We start from the raw sequence: 19,024 nt of genomic DNA, 5'->3' as shown, positions 1-19,024 counted from the left end.
TATGAGTAAAAAAGTACAGCTTGAACCCGCAGCGCAGAAATTTGCAGACGACAATGCCAAGCCTCCGTTTCTATATGATTTGGGTCCTGAAAAAGGACGTGAAACGGTCAATGAGGTTCAATCCGGTCCAGCAGACAAACCCGCCGCAGATGTAGAGGATCTAACTATTCCAGGTGGGCCTGGCGGCGAGGTGAAGGTCAGAATTGTTCGCCCACAACAAGTGACAAGCGATCTCCCGGTCATTGTATATATTCATGGAGCAGGCTGGGTATTCGGTAATGCCCATACGCATGATCGTCTGATTCGTGAATTGGCAGTCGGCTCACAGGCAGCCGTTGTATTCCCGGAATACAGCTTGTCACCTGAAGCTAAATATCCGACGGCAATTGAGGAAATTTACGCGGTCGTTCAATGGGTGGCACAGCATGGGCGCGAGCATGGATTGAAGCCCGATACGCTGACGATAGCCGGAGACAGTGTCGGCGGTAACATGACCGCGGCCGTAACGCTGCTGGCCAAAGAACGCAGTGGTCCTTCCATCCGGCAGCAGTTGTTATTTTATCCGGTGACGGACGCTTCCTTTGACACGGAATCATACCAGGAGTTCGCCACAGGATATTTCCTGAGCCGCGAAGGAATGCAATGGTTTTGGGATCAATATACGACGGATCCCAACGAACGAGCGCAGATCACGGCGTCCCCGTTACGTGCCACCACAGAACAGCTCAAAGGGCTACCGCGTGCGCTGGTCATTACAGGCGAGGCCGATGTGCTGCGCGATGAAGGTGAGGCCTATGCGAACAAGCTGCGTGAAGCGGGGATAGATGTGACCGCTGCACGCTTTCAAGGCATCATCCACGACTTTGTGATGCTGAACCCATTGTCGGAAACAGCGGCCAAGCGCGGTGCGATCACGCTCGCTACCTCATGGCTGCGCCAAGGGTTTGAAGGCTAGATTAGCTTCAGGCTGAGAGGATAGCAGCGATCGTGCTGGGTAAAGGGGTACAGTTAGAGCATAACAGTAAGGGCAGAAATAAATCGGATCTGCATGAAGCCAAACACGCTTTACAGACGAGCGAAGGAATACGAAGCGAGTATGTAAGGAAGCGCCTCCCAGTTCATGTCTGGAGGTGCTTCTTTTGGTTCTGTATATATAATTCTAGTTGCGTTTACCATATAGTGGTTTTCTATTCTTGCCTAACTTACCTAATTTTCCAGGTGATTTTATAAAGCTGAACTTCCCTAATTTAAAATTGGCCTTTCTTTTTTTCGCCACTAGAGTACGTCTTGACTTAGAGGCACCTTGGGTACTATCTACAAGGTTTAGTGTGTAGTTTTCGAAATTACCAACATTAATCTCATCGAACCCCACACTTCTACAGCCTTGACCTTGGCAACCTGCTATCCAGCATCTTGTGAAAGCCTCTCTAGGAACATCTGTGTAGAAACCACCACCCCACCAATTACCAAAACTGTCATGTCCATAGACATAAAAAAATTGGTTTGCTGCTGATCCAGCTACAAGAAGTGCGCGTCTACCGGGTTCTATACGGTACCACCCTCTCTTAGCATAGGTGATAGGACTACAACCAGAATCATAGTATCCAACAGCAACCGAAATAGGGTTAGGTGTACTGTTACGAACATAAAAACCCATTCTATTCACTCCATTCTTTGAAAGATTAATATTAATTTATGCGAGTTTTTCGAAAATGAAATAGACATATGGATGCTTAAAAAGCACAAAAAAGAAAGCAATATCTCAATGTTTTTGTGGTAGGGAAGTAAAAGAGGCGGGAGTAATCGAGCGCACAGTTGGGGATGATGGGGAGTTCCAACCACAATATCCCAGGAACCTGGCAGATGTGGCAGCCAATAGAGATGATCCATGGATGTTGTTTAGAAATAAAGGCACATATGGAGTATAAAGGGGTATTCTTTTGAAACCGCTTCACCTTCGTCGAACAGAGTGATAATATAAAATTTGAACGAGTTTGACCGACATTCAGCTTTAAGGGGGATATCCATGCCATTTCAGGGACAACGCATTTTACCTGCAGCTAAGCATATGAAGCAGCTGGAGGGTATTTTGGACAGCTCTTATGAGTATGCGGTTTTTCTGGATACGCATGTAGCGCAGCTGCGCAACCTGTACCAGATGGCTAGGAGTCGCAGCAAGCAAATGCTTCTGCATGCCGACCTGGTGCAAGGCTTGAAGAATGACGAGTATGCGGCTGAATATTTGTGTCAGGAAATTAAGCCGTTTGGGATTATTTCGACCCGATCCGGGGTGATTGCAACTGCTAAAAAGAAAGGGATTCTTGCTGTACAGCGGGTGTTCCTGCTCGATACGATTGCGCTGGAAAAAAGCTACGCACTGGTGGAAAAAACACGACCTGATTATATTGAGGTGCTGCCCGGTGTTGTTCCACCTATGATTAAGGAAGTCAGCGAACGCACGGGCATTCCTATTTTGGCGGGTGGACTTATTCGCACCCCAGAGGATGTGGAAGCGGCGTTGGCTGCGGGAGCTACAGCAGTTACAACCTCCAATAAACAACTGTTCGAGCATTATAGGCAATAGATTAGATTTGATCATATGTATTTTGCATAAATTCAAAAAAACTCATTTTGTATCTTGGGTATTTCTGCAAGATGTTTGTTTAGTCCTATCACGAGGTTGATCTAAATCAGTAGAATTCTGATTTTCAAGATTTTGGTCGAGGACTTAAGCAGTCCCGTATATAAAGAAGTTATTTGGTGGGAGGCCACCTAGGAACATGATCATGCTCTGGTGACCTCGTACAGTCTTTTCATTGCTGAATGGTAATGGGTTAAAGCATGCTGACATTAAGAGTACCCTTGTTGTTGGAGGCAACTCCATGATTGAGTCTGTAGTGACTCGATGTGAAATTCATTGGAGCGTAAAGTATAGACATATTACACTTCTTGTACAATTAAATCACACCAGTGTAGAACCGCCATCCACGACAATGGTCTGTCCGGTGGAATATTTTCCACGCATTAAATAAAGATAAGCCTCAGCTGCGTCTTCGGGTTCTCCCGCTCGGCCAGCAGGGAGGTCTTTTCCGGCAGTTTCATACATCGCGTTTAGGTCTTCCTCAGGAATACTGTCCCACATCTCAGTACGTATTAGCCCTAAACTAACGGTGTTGACACGAAGAGGACTGAGTTCAACAGCCAGCGCCCTGGCTAGAGATTCAACAGCACTACATACGCTGGCTGCGACCGTCAAACCCTTCTGAGGTCGGACTCCGGCAATGCCAGAAGTTAAAATGATGGAACCGTTCTGTCTGATGTTCTCACTTCCGTATTTTGCGGCCATAAACGCTCCCCAGTACCGCAGGTTAAAGGATCGCCGTGCAGTCTCCACGTCAATTGAGCTGAGATTTTTGATTAGTAATGAATCGCCTGCCGAGAAAACCAAGTGGTCTAATTCACCAATTTGGCTGAAAAATGTTTGAACCTGCTCCTCGCTAGATAGATCAACCACATGTCCTTCCGAACCTTGGGGGAGGCGCAAGATCGCATTGTGAACCTTCTCTTTTCGACTGGATACTACGACTACGGACGCTCCTTCCCGTGCAGCGGCTTCGGCTGTCGCAAATCCAACTCCAGAAGTTCCTCCGAAGAGAATAATGCGTTGGCCTCTCAAAGTACTGCTACGATCGTTCTGTTCTGGTTTCACCCTAAATCCTCTCTTCTTCGATTATTTGTTATGGAACGGAAGTACAACCTATTCAGCCTTGACTGCCGATTCCTCCTACACTGTAGGCGACAAATCGATTATAATCAGTTTTGTAAACGCCCAAATAGGTCTGTATTTGTAGTACTGTTCTGAATGCTAATTGTACGGATACTGTTATAAATTCTATCAGGATATAGAGGTGTATCATTGTTATGAATTCTGAAAGAAGACGAAAAGAACTAGCTGATTTTCTTCGGACTCGTCGCACACGTCTATCCCCGCATGATGTGGGATTTCGGGTTGAGACCTCACGTCGTCGTACGCCTGGTCTGAGGCGAGAAGAAGTGGCAAGTCTATCAGGCATTTCCTTACCATGGTACACCGCATTGGAGCAGGGGCGGGATATTCAAGTGTCGGAACAAGTACTGGAGAGTTTGGTGCGAACACTTCGACTCAGTAATGACGAACGCAACCATCTATTCGTATTGGCTAACCATTCTGTACTTCCAAACGTAACAGAAGATGAATCCATTTCTCCAGCCCTTCAACAGGTTCTCGACAAGCTGGGAACATACCCTGCCTATGTCATCGACAGGCGATGGAACCTTTTTGCTTGGAACAAAATGACAAGTATATTGTGTGGAGACTTTAACCAAATAGCAGAAATTGAAAGAAATATTCTTTGGCGCATCTTTATGATGAAGGATAACAAAGCTCGCATAGTTAATTGGGAAGACGTCGCCACCATGCTGTTGGCCCATTTCAGAAGCCGATACGCCTTACACATGAATGATTCGTGGTATCAGGATTTAGTTAACATGTTAAGTGACAGAAGCGAGGAGTTTAGAGAGTGGTGGGGACGCCATGATGTTTCCAGAAACTCGGAAGGGGAAAAAGTGATACATCATCCTCAAGCAGGACTATTGACATTTCGTTACAATACTTTTACAGTCTCTGAAAGTGGTGAGTTCGTGATGGGGATATATACGCCAATCGAAAACACAGGAACTAATGAGCTGTTAGAAGATTTATTACAGGGATCTCTTTGAGGACGATAGAAAGTCAGGTCATTTCGCTAACGGGAAACGTTAGTTCAATACAAGCAGCGGCAGTCTAAGACTTTATTTTCTTGTCTTAGCTCGCCGCTTTTTCATTATTGGGCCAAGGATTTTTAGAATAAGTCTGGATAATCCTAAAAAGTGGGCATCATAACATTATAAGCAAGGAGATCGGGAAGTGATGGAGCAATACATTCTTGCCTTGGATCAGGGCACAACCAGTTCGCGGGCCATCTTGTTTGATCGGCAGGGAAAAGTGGTATACAAGGCACAACGGGAGTTCCCACAGTATTTTCCCCAGCCGGGGTGGGTAGAGCAAAACGCAAATGAAATATGGAGCTCTATTTTGGCCGTCATCGCCTCCTGCCTGTCGGAATCAGGTGTGAAAGCCAGCCAAATTGCCGGGATTGGTATTACGAATCAACGGGAAACCGTAGTGGTGTGGGATAAACATACGGGTCTGCCTGTATATCATGCGCTGGTGTGGCAGTCACGGCAAACAACCGGAATCTGCGAGGAATTGAAAAGCCGTGGATTTGATCATATTTTTCATAGCAAAACGGGACTACTCATTGATCCCTACTTTTCTGGCACCAAGGTCAAATGGATACTCGACAACGTCGAAGGAGCACGAGTTCAAGCGGAGCGCGGGGATTTGCTGTTTGGTACGATTGATACCTGGCTAATCTGGAGATTGTCCGGTGGTAAAGCACATGTAACGGACTACTCCAATGCGGCCCGCACACTCATGTACAACATATATGAGCTAAAATGGGATGAGGAGCTGCTGGATATTCTCGGCGTTCCTGCGTCTATGCTACCAGAGGTGAAATCATCTTCTGAGATATATGCTCATACGGTGGATTATCACTTTTTTGGGCAGGAAATCCCTATTGCCGGAGCGGCGGGCGATCAGCAAGCAGCTCTGTTCGGTCAGGGATGCTTTGACAAGGGCATGATTAAAAATACATACGGTACGGGATGCTTTATGCTGATGAATACCGGAGATGAACCCTGTGACTCGGAACATGGACTGATTACGACCATTGCATGGGGGCTGAATGGTCAGGTAAAGTATGCGCTGGAGGGCAGCATTTTTGTAGCTGGGTCTGCTATTCAGTGGTTGCGTGACGGGCTGCGCATGTTCCGCGAGGCCACAGATAGTGAAGCGTATGCGGCGCGTGTGACCTCGACGGAAGGGGTATATTTTGTCCCAGCCTTTGTGGGTTTGGGCAGCCCGTATTGGGACAGTGACGTGCGCGGCGCGACATTTGGTTTGACGCGGGGAACGACCAAGGAGCACTTTATACGAGCGGTACTGGAATCGCTGGCCTACCAGACTAAAGATGTCCTAACTGCCATGGCGAGCGATTCGGGTGTACCTGTGCGTTCATTGCGTGTAGATGGAGGCGCAGTGATGAACGAGTTCCTGATGCAGTTCCAGAGCGATATTCTCGATCTGCCTGTAGAACGACCTGCTGTGAACGAGACAACTGCACTCGGTGCGGCGTATTTAGCGGGACTGGCAGTTGGGTTTTGGAGCAGTCTGGATGAAGTCCGGGGATATGCTCAGAGTGATCATACCTTTACTCCGTCCATGAGTGAGGACATGCGGACTGAGCTTTATGGTGGTTGGAAAAAGGCAGTTCATGCCGCAATGGCGTTCAAGTAGAGACGGTTTTGCGATAGAAGGCAGCCATCTGGCAACAGGCAGATTTCCCTTTTCATAGCGTACCGTGTGTGCTACGATATAGATAAGTTAATACTCGTCAGGAGACTTGGAGAGACCATGAACCGCTCGGCATCCGCCGCAGCGATGTTCGTGGTCTTTTTTTGTACCTTATGATGATTCGGTTGGCAGATTGCATCGTGAATATATACAAAGCTGGAGGGATAAATGATGGGAGAACAGGGATTTGCTGCGCAGGAGAGAACCGCTGTTTTGGAACGTATGGGACATGAGCATTTTGATATTTTAATCATTGGCGGCGGCATTACAGGGGCGGGTATTGCGCTGGATGCGGCGGATCGTGGTTTGAAGACAGCATTGGTGGAGATGCAGGATTTCGCAGCGGGTACGTCCAGTCGCTCGACCAAGCTAGTGCATGGTGGTCTTCGTTATTTGAAGCAGTTTGAAGTTAAGATGGTAGCCGAGGTCGGGAAGGAGCGGGCAATCGTATTCGAAAATGGTCCACATGTGACCATACCCGAGCGTATGCTACTTCCTTTTCACAAGGGCGGCACGTTTAACGCATTCACCACCTCTGTCGGGCTGCTGGTATATGATTTCCTTGCTGGTGTTAAGCGTAGTGAGCGCCGCCGCATGCTGGACATCCAAGCTACACTAGAGCGCGAGCCTTTGCTGAAGCGTGATGGACTGAAGGGAAGCGGCAGCTATGTAGAGTACCGCACAGATGACGCTCGCCTGACGATTGAGGTCATGAAGGAAGCTGTTACACGAGGGGCGCTGGCGGTGAACTATGCCAAGGCTGACAAGCTGCTGTATGACGAAGGACGAATAAGCGGTGCGAGCGTAACGGACTGGGTAACGGGAAAGCCATACGAAATTCGAGCTTCGCTGGTTATTAATGCAGCCGGACCATGGGTAGATACGTTGCGGGAAATGGATCGCTCCAAAGAGGGCAAGGTGCTTCGCCTGACGAAAGGTATTCACCTGGTGTTCGATGCTGAGCGCTTTCCGCTCAAACAGGCAGTGTACTTCGATACACCGGATGGACGCATGGTATTTGCCATCCCACGTGATGGAAAAACCTATGCAGGTACGACCGACACGGTGTATGAGGGGGATACGGCGCATCCCCGGATGACCGCCGAAGATCGGGCCTATGTGCTTCAAGCGATCAACGGAATGTTTCCGGATGTAAAGCTGACTGTTACGGATGTAGAATCCAGTTGGGCAGGGGTACGGCCGCTCATTTATGAAGACGGTAAAAGCCCTTCGGAAATTTCACGCAAGGACGAAATTTGGGAATCCCGTTCAGGTCTGATCACGATTGCAGGCGGCAAGCTGACGGGCTACCGGAAAATGTCCGAACTCGTCGTGGATCGTGCGGTACAGGAGCTGGGGCGCTTGCATGGGCAGAGCTTCCGGGCATGCCGCACCAGACATATCCCGATTTCGGGTGGCAGCGTAGGAGGCTCAGCGGGCTGGGACGCGTACGTAGGTAAGCAAACCGCAGCAGGTGTTGCGCTCGGCCTGTCGCCGGATATAGCTAGAGCATGGGCTACCCGCTATGGCTCCAACACAGAGCGATTGTTTGCCATAGCGGCACAGAGCATGAAGGAGGCTACCGAGAAGGAAGCGGCGCTGCCAGTGGAAGTGCGTGCCCCGCTCCTGTATGCGATGGAACAGGAAATGACAGTGACACCGTCTGATTTTTTTATACGCCGAACTGGGGCTCTGTTCTTCCAGATTGACGAGGTGAAGCGCTGGAAACAGCCCGCCATCGCATGGATGTCTGAACGTGCAGGCTGGAGCGCCGCGCAAGAACGACAATATACGGCTGAGCTGGATGCTTACCTGTATGAAGCTGTAACGCCTGTAGAGGTAGAGGTGAAACCCGGTGACGTTAAAGCTATTTGAGGCCGCGAGGGATATATATCCTTGAGCCATCCATTGCTTTGAGACATGGACTGAAAGCAAAGAAGCAGCGATTCTTCATAACAAGAGAATCGCTGCTTCTTTGTATACAGATGGCTTACAGCATCAAGTGGAACAGGAACGGGGCAGCCGCCAAGGTAAAGAGAGCGGCGAGCACCATCGAGATGCTGGATATCGTCCCCGTCAGCGAACTGAACTCGAATGCTTTGGAAGTGCCTGTACCATGAGCACCGGTACCGAGCAGCACCCCGCGTGAGACTTCATTTTCGATACGGAACAGTTTTACAATCATCGGACCGATAATAAGACCGCTCAATCCGGTCAGAATAACGAATACAGCCGTGACCGTCGGATTGCCGCCAATCGTTTGCGATACATTCATCGCAATGGGCGTCGTAATGGAGCGAGGAATCAGGCTGCTCAGCAGCGAAGAATTCAGGTGCATCCACTTAGCAAGCGCCATGGAGGACAACACGGCTACAACAGACCCAGACAGCACGCTAAGCACGATTTGGGTCGCGTGTTTTTTTAACACAGGGAAATATCGGTACAAAGGGACAGCAAATGCAATCGTAGCTGGCTGTAGCAGCATGGACAGCAAGTGAGCGCCCGAATTATAAGAACGGTAGTTCACACCCGTCAGCGTCAAAATCAAAATGATAACAATAGGTGTAATGAGCAATGGAGACAAATACACCTTGGGTAGTGTGCGGTACATGCGTTTGGCCATCCAGTAAATAGCGAGTGTCAATACAATACATAGAAGACCGGTCATGATGATTTATGCTCCTTTCGTTTACCAAGCAGACTAGCGACCATACCTGTGCAGGCCATCACCAGAAAGGTGCCGAGCAACACGACCAGCATAATGCTCATACCATCGTGTTCCAGCATCGGCCAATAATTCATAACGCCGACAGCGGAGGGAATAAAGAATAATAGCAGCTCGGCCAGCAACCAGTTTGCGCCAACTTCAATCCAGCTTAGCCGGACCAAGCCGGTTTGCAGCAGAATAAAAAGGATCAGCATACCAATGATACTACCGGGTACAGGCAGGTGGAGCCAAGAGACTACCGCGTTCAGGATGAGCGAAAAGGCCATCAGGACGGCGATCTGGAGGACACCGCGTATGAAGCTTTTCATATATAATGGCTCCTATCTTTGAGATCGGTTATTTTCAAACTGTAATGAAATTTTACATCACAAGCTTTCATGAGTAAAATGCATATAAAGAATGTAATCTATTCCGTTTGTCTATGGGAGAAGGTGTAGCTTTGGATATCCGACATTTACAATACTTTTTGGAAGTCGCGCGGTTGCGTAGCTTTACAAAGGCAGCCCAGAGCATGTTTATTACCCAGCCGACGATCAGTAAGACGATTAAAAGTCTGGAAGATGAATTGGGGGTCGCTTTGTTCGACCGAATTGGCAAAAGAATCGAACTGACGGACGCGGGAAAGGTAATTGAGCTTCAAGCACAAGCGATTGTAAAGTCCTTTCAGAGCCTGTCCTCGGAGCTGAGTGATTTGATGAACCTGAAAAAGGGACATATCCGTATTGGCCTGCCCCCTATGGTCGGATCAAGCTTTTTTCCGCGTGTCATTGGAGAATTCCATAAGGCATATCCTGATGTGACCATTCAATTATTTGAGGACGGGGCGAAGAAAGTGGAACAGGACGTAGAAGCCGGGGCATTGGATATCGGGGTGATTGTGCTGCCTGCGGTTGGAGATATGTTTGAGACATTTCTGTTTGTGGAGGAAAAGCTGAATTTGCTCGTTCATCCTACGCATGCATTGGCAGAGTGCAAGGAGGTACCGTTATCTGCGTTGGCGGAGGAGGCGTTTGTACTGTTCCGTGAGGATTTTACGCTGCATGACCGTATCATTGCGGAATGTGTTCGTGCTGGCTTTCAGCCGCGTGTAGTCTACGAAAGCTCACAATGGGATCTGATTAGCGAAATGGTTGCTGCAAACCTGGGAGTAGCGCTGTTGCCGGAGGCCATTTGCCGAGATCTGGATTCCGAGCGCTTGCGTGTTCTTCCATTGGTGGACCCCGTCATACCTTGGCATTTGGGGATGATCTGGCGGAACGATCGTTATCTGTCCTTTGCCGCCAGAGAATGGATATCGTTCACACAACAATTGTTGCGGACGGAATATGGCGGAAAATAGTCAGTCAACAAGAAGGTGAGTACGATGCAGAGGTGCACCGAAGGAGGACGAATACTGCTTACATCATAAAAAAGCTGCCCTGAGGGGCAGCGATGTAGCTTGCTTCTATGAGTGTGTTTGGTTTATTGCACGCTTGGTGTGAAGGTACTTGTCCATAATACGGTCAAGTCTGGAGGATTTGTCCAATACACGTTCATCTTTTAATCCGTGTAAGTCAGCCATGCGATTCAGTTCACGGCGTTCTTTTTCCATGAGTTTTTCCAATTGTTCGAGGTTCACAAAGCCCACCCCCCATGTCGATTGTAAGGCATGTCTCCACTAGCGGCAGAAGTTTTTTTGATAACGATGTTATTTCCATTTTACCACTTTTTATTAACAATAATCCAGCTTTCCTGACATTTAGCGACTAATATTTATGGTTTTGCCAGTTTCACCTGATTGCGTCCTGAACGCTTAGCTTCATATAATGCCTCATCTGACTTTTCCAGTAAGTGCCTCGATGCAATGACAGGTGAACTGCCTGCTCCAATGGATACGGTTAGAGAGATCGAGGTTCCGTCATTCAAAAGAAAACGTTCATTTTCCACAGCTTTCCGAATCTTTTCGGCAAAGCTTGCTGCTTTCTGACTATCGCAATTTCCAATCAGAATGGCAAATTCCTCTCCGCCTTTACGGGAGGGGTACGCCCTCGTTGTAGATTCCCGGATTAACAGCATTCCTAATTGGCTTAAGACGGTATCTCCGTTCAAATGACCATACGTATCATTAATATTTTTAAAGTGGTCAATATCCAGCATCACGAGTCCAAAGGGCTGTTTTGTAGTCTTGGAAGTATGAAAGACCTCTTCGAATAGCGCATCGAAAGCACGCGGACTGTAGAGTCCGGTTAAATGATCCCGATTTGCAGCTTCTTCCAGCAGATGAACAGCTCGTTCTGTTTTTTTGATATGGGACATCATAAAATAAGTGAACAGGCCGCCAAGTAACTTAACGGTTGTGATTATTATCATAGATTCATTATCAGGAGGATTAACCACATAGAAAGTAGATAACAGTGACACTACAGCAGCTCCAAGCACAGCCGACATCCACATGCGGAGTGTTAGGCTTTTTTCTCGAATAAAAATAAGTGAAATGCCCAGTGTCATGAAGCAATTGACGGTAGCAGTCAGAGAAACATCTGTCCAACCACCTGTGATGTAAATACGGTACAGGCTTATGATCAAGGTAGTCAGCAGACCGGATACCGATCCTCCCATATAAACAGAAATGATAATCGCCAATTGGCGCAGATCGACCACAAAGTGCCCACGGATCCATAAACCGGTCATCATTAACAGAATGCCAAACAGACCCAGCATTAAACCGTTCATTACCCGATAAATGAATACATGTTTTTTTAGGTAACGCTCATATTTCCGGAAAAATAAATTTCCAAAGAATAAGAAGCTTGTTAATAACGCAAAATTGTTAATTAATTCTTTTAACATATCCCTATCCTTTATGCTGAAATGAGAGTTGTAGTATCGTGGGGAATAAAGCAAAAGGCCTCGTTTCTATATTTCGGTAAAAAGTAGGCATGAGTGAATACCAATCGACCACAAACGATTCTTATGTCCCTTACGTTTCGTTTATCTACGTGGTACAGTGAAAGGACTATGACCGGAACGGGTGATCGTATGAAGGAACCAATTCACATATCGGTGCGTCCACTTGTGGAATATGTGCATCGGAGCGGCAGCATTCATAGCGGCTTTCGCTCGAATAGCAGTATGCTCGAAGGAACTCGCGTGCATCAGGTTATCCAGAAAGGTTACAAGGAGCATGACCGCAAAGAGGTACATTTACGTACAGAAATTTCGTATAAGGACGAATTGTTTATCATTGAAGGCCGCTGTGACGGACTGATTGAGCTGGATGGCGTATGGACAGTTGATGAAATTAAATCGATCTCTTTGCCCCTCGAAGATATTCAGGGTGACGGTCAACCCGTACACTGGGCACAAGCATTTCTGTATGCCTATATGATTGCTCGTGAGGAACAACATCATTCCATGCAGGTCCAGCTTACTTATGTACAGGCACACAGTGAAGACATTCGCCGATTTAGGCGCGAGCTATCCTTTGCTGAGCTAGAAGCTTTCGCACAAGAGATGATTGCTGGTTATGCACCGTATGCATTCCTGCTGAGAGCACATGCGGAAAAGCGGGATGCCAGCATTGCTATGTTGAACTTTCCCTTTGACACATATCGTTCGGGTCAGCGAACTCTCGCGGGTTCGGTGTACAAGACGATTGCCGAAGGGGTTAACCTGTTTGCCAAAGCGCCTACAGGTATTGGTAAAACGGTATCCACCTTGTTTCCTGCGATCAAGGCTATCGGTGAGGGGCAGGTTAGGCGAGTATATTATGTGACGGCTCGTACCACCACTCGGGCAGCAGCCGAAGAAGCTTACGCTAGAATGCAGGCCCAAGGGCTGCACATGCATGTGGTGACTTTGACTGCGAAGGATAAAATTTGCTTTAAGGATGAAAATGATTGTGATGCTGGATCATGCAGCATGTGCGAGGGCTATTACGACCGGATCAACGGTGCGGTATCCGATATTTTGGCGAATGAGACGTTAATGACCCGGGCGGTGATTGAGCGTTATGCGCGCAAGCATAAGGTATGTCCCTTTGAATTTTCGCTGGATGTGGCGTATGCCTCGGATGGTATAATCAGTGATTATAATTATGTTTTCGATCCACGGATTTCTTTGAAAAGATTACTGGAGGAGCACAAGCGAAAAGGTGTCGTACTGGTGGATGAGGCGCATAATCTGGTAGAACGCGGTCGGGACATGTTTTCGGCGGAAATTTTGAAATCTTCTTTTTTAGAACTGAAACGAGAATTTAAGTTGCTAAGCCCAGAGATTGCTGCGGCTGCGAGTGCAGTGAACGCACATATGATTACGCTGCGCAAGCAATATGCAGATACAGGAAAAGCAGTGGAGACAGTAGCACCGCAAGAGGTGCTGGAGCTGTTGGCGCCTTTTGTGGAAGCAGCTGAACGTGAACTGGTGACGGGGGGCAGTACAAGCCACGCAAGCGGTGAGAGTACGGCTTATGCATTGCTTCTAGATACGTATTTTACCGCTCAGAATATGCTGCGCATTGCTGCTTTATACGATGAACGATACGTTACTTATGTGGAAGCGGGGCGCAGTGAAGTGAGGGTCAAGCTGTTCTGCCTCGATCCTTCTCACTTGCTGGGACAAGCTATTAAGGGCTACCGCTCAGCCATTTATTTTTCCGCAACGTTGACACCGCTTGCTTATTACCGGGACATGCTCGGAGCAAACGAGGAAGATTATACGTTACAGGTTCCTTCCCCCTTCCATCAGGAGCAGTGGGATGTACGTCTGTTGCCGCTCTCCATCCGTTATCGGGATCGTGAGCGTTCCAAAGGGGCGATTGCGGATATGCTGGCTGCATTGGTTGTAGAACGGAAAGGAAATATCCTTGTATTTTTCCCGTCCTATCCATATCTGCGTGAGGTATATGAGGAGTTCATGCTTCGGGACGTGTCCGCAAATACGTTGGTACAAAGTCCGGGGATGACCGAACCAGAGCGGGATCGATTTCTAGAGGCTTTCCAGCCTGGGCAAGAGCACACCTTGCTTGGCTTTGCCGTACTGGGTGGTGTGTTTGCTGAAGGTGTCGATTTACCTGGGGATCGCTTAAATGGGGTAGTGGTCGTCGGCGTCGGCTTGCCGCAAATTGGAGCAGAGCGGGATGTGCTGCGGGATTATTTTTCCGAACAGGGACGGAATGGTTTCAACTATGCGTATGTATATCCAGGGATGAACAAGGTTCTTCAGGCAGGTGGCAGACTTATTCGCACAGAGCACGACGAAGGATTGTTGGTCCTGGTAGATGATCGTTTTGCCAAGGAACCGTATGCTTCTTTGCTGCCAGACGAATGGAAAAGCTACCGTCTGACGGAACAAGCGGGATTAAGGAAGGAATGGATAGACTATGAACTTTAATTTTCATAATGACTCCATACGCGGGGTGCTGCGTAGCTTTGGACATGAAGATGCCGAAGTGGATAATATAGAGACTTTTGTGACATTTGCGCGCTTGGCTAACGGTATTTTCAGAGAAATGGATACCGATTTTAGCAAGTTGGGGGCTTCTCAGGGCCGGATTATTGTTCTTAGCCTGTTGCATTGCCATTCGCCGCATCGCATGACACCATCAGAGTTGGCGGAAAAAGCTGATGTGACGCGTGGAACCATGACGGGGCTGATCGACGGATTAGAGCGAGATGGCATGATTGAACGTGTGGCTCATGAGAGTGACGGGCGGATGGTGACTGTCGGATTAAAAGAGGCGGGACGAGAACTGTTAAGTAAGATAGTCCCTTATTATACGAAGTTGATTCGGTCGTGTATGTCTGAGTTTACGCCGCAGGATCATAAGATGATGAAGGGTTTACTGGGAAAAATGAAAGGCGGTTTTGAGCGGTCCTTGCCGAAATGCTGAGTTCCTAATATAAGGAATAAGGAATAGGAGAGAGAACATGTTCTTTTATACAGATGAGGTCTATGAAGCCCGTGATTTTGGATCAATGGATGCCAGAGAAGGCGAGTGGAGAAATTGCGAGTTTACCCGATGTCGCTTTCGGGGTGTGGAGATGAATGAGTCCCTCGTGGAGGGCTGTACTTTTGTGGACTGTGATTTTACCGGAGCCATTCTGAATGCATCTCACTACAAGGAGTCGGCTTTTACCAATTGTTTGTTCACCAGCGCCAATCTGTTTGTAGTCCGGTTTGATAACTGCAAGCTAGTAGGTTCAGATTTTGCGGGGGCGAATATGGATGGTATCACAATTACGGGCGGAGACTGGTCTTATACGAATTTGCGTCATGCAGATTTAAGAAAACAAGATTTGCGAAAAATACGATTCAAGGAAGCTGACTTATCCGAATGCAATTTGGAAAAAGCAGATTTGCGGGAGGCGGATCTTACCCGAGTAAGACTGCACAAAGCCCATCTTCAAGGAACAGACCTGCGCGGTGCGAAAATGGATGGTGTGAATTTTAAAGATCTGGACATCACTGGAGCCAAGCTGGATATCGAGCAGGCAGTAGCGGTAGCTCGCTCCTATGGAGCCAAGGTGGAAGGCTAAAAAGCACGGGATACAGGAGCTGTCTCGATCTGCAGTACCCCGTGTGGGTGAAATGGATGGTTGACTTGAATTTGAAGGACTTAATCTTTAGTGGATGCTGGCAGTAGTGGAATTGCTGCTTCCGGGTCCCGGTTTGGCAAATGATCAACTCCCACAGGCTCTAGCGGCTGCTGTGGAACCGTCCAGTTGCGCGCGATATCTGCCGCAGTTCGCTGCTCCAGCAAGCGCTTGGCCACTTCATAACATTGATCGACATGCCGATTACCAATGGTTCGCATAGCAGTAAAGCCAATTGCCGCGGCTAGCCCTTGCCCCAGAAGGGGGACAAACTTGCTAACCTGCTTGGTAGCGATACGAATGCCCATTTTTTTCAAAATCTGCACGATGACTTCACGGGTAATGAGTCGCCCGATCAGCTTGCTGCCAATTGAGGTGATAAAACCATACACCATGGATTTTGTTTCTGCGTCCAGACCTTCCAGCTGCTTCTCAGATAATCCGAATTTTCCATTAATAGCTGGCAGTAGCTGCATCAAAATGCCAACATCAGCAAGAACGTCAGCCCCTGGAACTGGAACTAATACCGCCCCACCTGAAGCCGCAGCCCTTTTCGTCACCATGGATTTACATTCTTTACGGATCTGCTCCAACTCTTCTATTGTTCGGGCTGTCATATGCATCTCTCCTTCATACGCTTCCGATTAGGACCCATGATTCTACCCTGTTATTACACACATTTCTACCTTTCTTAAGCATGGAGTAAGCAAAAAATCCCTGATTCACGCACTATCCCACATTTACTCCTGTGAAGCGATCAGGCATAATGAAGGATGGTTGCCGATAAGAACAAGCCTGTTTTACGGGGATAAAGGAAGGAAGAGACAGATGAGTCAGACAAACGTTTATTTTAATCATGATGGTGGAGTGGATGATCTAGTATCCCTTTTTATGCTGCTTCAGATGGAGCAGGTTCATTTGACCGGAGTATCGGTGATTCCAGCAGATGGTTACCTGGAGCCTGCGACGGATGCCAGTCGTAAAATTATTGATCGTTTTGGACAAAATAAAGGGCCTGTGGAAGTCGCAAAGTCTAATTCACGCGGTAAAAATCCGTTTCCTGCCGCTTGGCGTTTACATTCCTTCTATGTGGATGCATTACCCGTACTGAATGAATCAGGGCGTATGGAAGCACCGCTTTCATCCCTGCCAGCTCATCAGCACCTGATTGAAAAGGTACGCGGAGCTGAAGGTAAGACGCTGTTGCTATTCACTGGACCGCTAACCGATCTGGCGCGAGCGCTGGATGAAGCACCGGATATTGAAGCAAAGATTGAAAAGCTGGTATGGATGGGGGGCACCTTTGAAAAAGGGAATGTAGAAGAGCCGGAGCATGACGGCACAGCAGAGTGGAATGTGTTCTGGGACCCAGAAGCGGCATATCGGGTGTGGCAAAGCGGCATTACGATTGATCTGGTAGCGCTGGAAAGCACAAGCAAAGTGCCATTAACTCCAGCAGTACGCAATCGTTGGGCTGCGGAGCGCCGATATGAAGGCGTGGATTTCCTGGGTAATTGCTATGCAGGATGTCCTCCGCTCGTTTATAGCGAAACGAACTCAACCTACTATCTGTGGGATGTACTGACCACTGCATCCGTAGGACGCCCGGACATTGTCAAGAAAAAGACGGTGCATTGCAGCGTTATCGCAGAAGGCCCAAGTCAGGGCAGAACGGTGGAACAGGCAAGTGGACGTCCTGTGAACCTGGTATACGATACAGATCCAGAAGCCTTTTTTACGTATATGGCGGATTTGGCCAAGCTGGCAGCTCCTAAGCGTTACTAAGTCTGACTATGCACAAACGTGCGGCATAGGGTGATAATACTGCCTAGTGACACGTACCCATAACATAAAGCCCGTGACGTTATGCGTCACGGGCTTCTATTATAGGATATGCCATATCATCACAAGCTAATCTCTGTTTTAGGCAGACTCCTGGTATATTTTCAGGGTGAACTGGAGCGTTATCTCCGTCCCGCTACCAGGTTCACTGCTCCCTATCATCTTACCGTTCATTCGTTTTAATAGATGTTTGGTAATCTGCCAACCCAAGCCTGGATTTCCATATGAGAGAGAGTACCCACGGTCATGTTCAAGCAACAAATTCAATTTATTCGGAGATATACCGATTCCGGTATCCTTCACCTTTAATTCCAGTTCAATCTCAGGTGCATCGGTCACGGATTGGGTGGTTGCAGATAAAGTGACAGCTCCTGTGCTTGTAAACTTCACTGCATTATCTACCAAATTAATCAGCATACGGCGAATTTTAGCTTCATCCCCGATAAAAATAGGCGAGCTGGTGAGATTCCAGTCGAGCTTCAACTCGAGATTCCGCTGCGCGGCTACCTCTGTATACAGGCTCAATACATTTTCCATCATCGTTCTCAGATCAAACGGATCTTCAATATCATCAATCTGCCTGGATTCCATAGTGCTGTAATCCAAAATATTACTCAATAACGTCATGAGCGAGCGACTGCTCGACTCCATGATGCTCATATATTGCTGTTGTTCCTCAGTTAACTCCGTCGTCAGCATGAGATCGGTGGCTCCCCATATTTCGGTTAGCGAAAACCGAATTTTATTACTCAGGGAAGATATCAAATCCAGCTTGTTCAGGGAAGAGATTTCAGCATCTATCTTGTCTTTCTCCAGTTCTACCACATAACCCAGAAACACAGCCATAGCCTGAAGGGCCTTCAGTTCGGATTCTGTCAAATGTACAGATGGCGCGTCCAAGATACAAATGGTTCCGTAAGCCTGACCATTTTTCATGCGAATAGGGATTCCTGTAAATGAGTGGTTTCCAATGGTTTTAGTCACATCTAAATCACATGTGTGCGGGTGAATAGTTGTTTCTGAAATCGTGAGGTGATCGGCAGGATGGTCCAACACCAGACTACAATAGCTAAGCTCAAAAGGGAGCACATCCCCTTCCTTAACGAGCACCTCTTCCCGGTTAAATGAATCTACAATCACATTCGTAATGCCGTCATTAGCGGCAATAAAAATGGTGTTTACATATAAAATACCACTTAGCACATCAATGACATGCGCGGTAGCCTCTTGAATACTATTATAAAAACCTGTAGGTGAAGTAATCATGTATCTCCAATCCTGATGCAAAGTGGTGGTTATCCAAAACTCTAGCAGTTTGTGTATCCCATTCCCGATCCTCTGAATGTGTTTTTGGAGCGTATCATTAATTATACATGATTATTTCAT

At 47.7% G+C, this 19,024-nt stretch carries 18 protein-coding genes; 10 read left to right on the top strand and 8 right to left on the bottom strand.

From position 1 onward, the window contains the following. Position 1 precedes the first annotated feature (1 nt). Positions 2–955 carry an alpha/beta hydrolase gene (locus tag MKX30_RS18295; RefSeq protein ID WP_341063206.1) on the top strand — a complete coding sequence of 318 codons (954 nt, stop codon included), beginning with the start codon at positions 2–4 and terminating at the stop codon, positions 953–955. A 204-nt stretch (positions 956–1,159) separates the two neighbouring features. Here the strand turns inward: MKX30_RS18295 and MKX30_RS18290 are convergent, their stop codons facing one another. Continuing rightward, positions 1,160–1,657 (bottom strand): DUF1036 domain-containing protein, encoded by a 498-nt coding sequence (locus MKX30_RS18290; protein ID WP_025721808.1) that lies wholly within the window; start codon positions 1,655–1,657, stop codon positions 1,160–1,162. A 369-nt stretch (positions 1,658–2,026) separates the two neighbouring features. On the opposite strand from MKX30_RS18290, the gene MKX30_RS18285 reads away from it, so the two are divergent. Next, on the top strand, positions 2,027–2,584 hold the full coding sequence (locus MKX30_RS18285) for a glycerol-3-phosphate responsive antiterminator (RefSeq protein ID WP_028540792.1): 558 nt from the start codon (positions 2,027–2,029) through the stop codon (positions 2,582–2,584). 378 nt (positions 2,585–2,962) lie between these two features. Here the strand turns inward: MKX30_RS18285 and MKX30_RS18280 are convergent, their stop codons facing one another. Continuing rightward, on the bottom strand, positions 2,963–3,709 hold the full coding sequence (locus MKX30_RS18280; RefSeq protein ID WP_028540791.1) for an SDR family oxidoreductase: 747 nt from the start codon (positions 3,707–3,709) through the stop codon (positions 2,963–2,965). Positions 3,710–3,921: 212 nt separating this feature from the next. Here MKX30_RS18280 and MKX30_RS18275 point away from each other — a divergent pair, with 212 nt between their 5' ends. From MKX30_RS18275 to MKX30_RS18265, 3 genes are all read left to right on the top strand, one after another. Further along, positions 3,922–4,758: a helix-turn-helix transcriptional regulator gene (locus MKX30_RS18275; protein ID WP_028540790.1), complete on the top strand. Its 837-nt coding sequence runs from the start codon at positions 3,922–3,924 to the stop codon at positions 4,756–4,758. 190 nt (positions 4,759–4,948) lie between these two features. Next, positions 4,949–6,439, top strand: coding sequence for a glycerol kinase GlpK (gene glpK, locus MKX30_RS18270; protein WP_341063203.1), 1,491 nt, complete (start codon positions 4,949–4,951; stop codon positions 6,437–6,439). A gap of 228 nt (positions 6,440–6,667) precedes the next feature. Further along, positions 6,668–8,371, top strand: coding sequence for a glycerol-3-phosphate dehydrogenase/oxidase (locus MKX30_RS18265; protein ID WP_341063320.1), 1,704 nt, complete (start codon positions 6,668–6,670; stop codon positions 8,369–8,371). 115 nt (positions 8,372–8,486) lie between these two features. On the opposite strand, the gene MKX30_RS18260 is transcribed toward MKX30_RS18265, so the two are convergent. Further along, positions 8,487–9,164, bottom strand: a complete 678-nt coding sequence (locus MKX30_RS18260; protein ID WP_013312486.1) for a CidB/LrgB family autolysis modulator — start codon at positions 9,162–9,164, stop codon at positions 8,487–8,489. Next, positions 9,161–9,532 (bottom strand): CidA/LrgA family protein, encoded by a 372-nt coding sequence (locus tag MKX30_RS18255; RefSeq protein ID WP_013312485.1) that lies wholly within the window; start codon positions 9,530–9,532, stop codon positions 9,161–9,163. Before MKX30_RS18255 ends, MKX30_RS18260 begins: the two co-directional genes overlap by 4 nt. A gap of 131 nt (positions 9,533–9,663) precedes the next feature. Here MKX30_RS18255 and cidR point away from each other — a divergent pair, with 131 nt between their 5' ends. Beyond that, positions 9,664–10,563 (top strand): cidABC operon transcriptional activator CidR, encoded by a 900-nt coding sequence (gene cidR, locus MKX30_RS18250; RefSeq protein WP_023990853.1) that lies wholly within the window; start codon positions 9,664–9,666, stop codon positions 10,561–10,563. 105 nt (positions 10,564–10,668) lie between these two features. On the opposite strand, the gene MKX30_RS18245 is transcribed toward cidR, so the two are convergent. Both MKX30_RS18245 and MKX30_RS18240 read right to left on the bottom strand, forming a co-directional pair. Beyond that, entirely contained in the window at positions 10,669–10,842 is a 174-nt protein-coding gene (locus MKX30_RS18245) for an aspartyl-phosphate phosphatase Spo0E family protein (protein WP_013312483.1), read from the bottom strand. A gap of 134 nt (positions 10,843–10,976) precedes the next feature. Further along, a complete protein-coding gene (locus MKX30_RS18240; protein ID WP_279833484.1) occupies positions 10,977–12,053 on the bottom strand; it encodes a GGDEF domain-containing protein in 1,077 nt (358 codons plus the stop codon). A 168-nt stretch (positions 12,054–12,221) separates the two neighbouring features. On the opposite strand from MKX30_RS18240, the gene MKX30_RS18235 reads away from it, so the two are divergent. Genes MKX30_RS18235 through MKX30_RS18225 form a run of 3 tightly spaced genes read left to right on the top strand, consistent with a single transcriptional unit; the run spans position 12,222 to position 15,739 of the window. Then, a complete protein-coding gene (locus MKX30_RS18235) occupies positions 12,222–14,594 on the top strand; it encodes an ATP-dependent DNA helicase (protein WP_341063318.1) in 2,373 nt (790 codons plus the stop codon). Then, positions 14,584–15,093, top strand: coding sequence for a MarR family winged helix-turn-helix transcriptional regulator (locus tag MKX30_RS18230; RefSeq protein WP_013312480.1), 510 nt, complete (start codon positions 14,584–14,586; stop codon positions 15,091–15,093). Before MKX30_RS18235 ends, MKX30_RS18230 begins: the two co-directional genes overlap by 11 nt. 37 nt (positions 15,094–15,130) lie before the next feature. Beyond that, positions 15,131–15,739 carry a pentapeptide repeat-containing protein gene (locus MKX30_RS18225; protein WP_028540785.1) on the top strand — a complete coding sequence of 203 codons (609 nt, stop codon included), beginning with the start codon at positions 15,131–15,133 and terminating at the stop codon, positions 15,737–15,739. 80 nt (positions 15,740–15,819) lie between these two features. Here MKX30_RS18225 and MKX30_RS18220 read toward each other — a convergent pair whose 3' ends face one another. After that, positions 15,820–16,413 carry a hypothetical protein gene (locus MKX30_RS18220; RefSeq protein WP_028540784.1) on the bottom strand — a complete coding sequence of 198 codons (594 nt, stop codon included), beginning with the start codon at positions 16,411–16,413 and terminating at the stop codon, positions 15,820–15,822. Positions 16,414–16,624: 211 nt separating this feature from the next. Here MKX30_RS18220 and MKX30_RS18215 point away from each other — a divergent pair, with 211 nt between their 5' ends. Next, positions 16,625–17,581 carry a nucleoside hydrolase gene (locus MKX30_RS18215; protein ID WP_053326338.1) on the top strand — a complete coding sequence of 319 codons (957 nt, stop codon included), beginning with the start codon at positions 16,625–16,627 and terminating at the stop codon, positions 17,579–17,581. Positions 17,582–17,719: 138 nt separating this feature from the next. Here MKX30_RS18215 and MKX30_RS18210 read toward each other — a convergent pair whose 3' ends face one another. Next, positions 17,720–18,904: a sensor histidine kinase gene (locus MKX30_RS18210; RefSeq protein ID WP_341063202.1), complete on the bottom strand. Its 1,185-nt coding sequence runs from the start codon at positions 18,902–18,904 to the stop codon at positions 17,720–17,722. Positions 18,905–19,024: the final 120 nt, after the last annotated feature.

This window comes from Paenibacillus sp. FSL P2-0173, from assembly GCF_038008045.1.
Classification (GTDB): domain Bacteria; phylum Bacillota; class Bacilli; order Paenibacillales; family Paenibacillaceae; genus Paenibacillus; species Paenibacillus polymyxa_B.
This window is presented reverse-complemented; position numbering and strand designations above follow the sequence as displayed.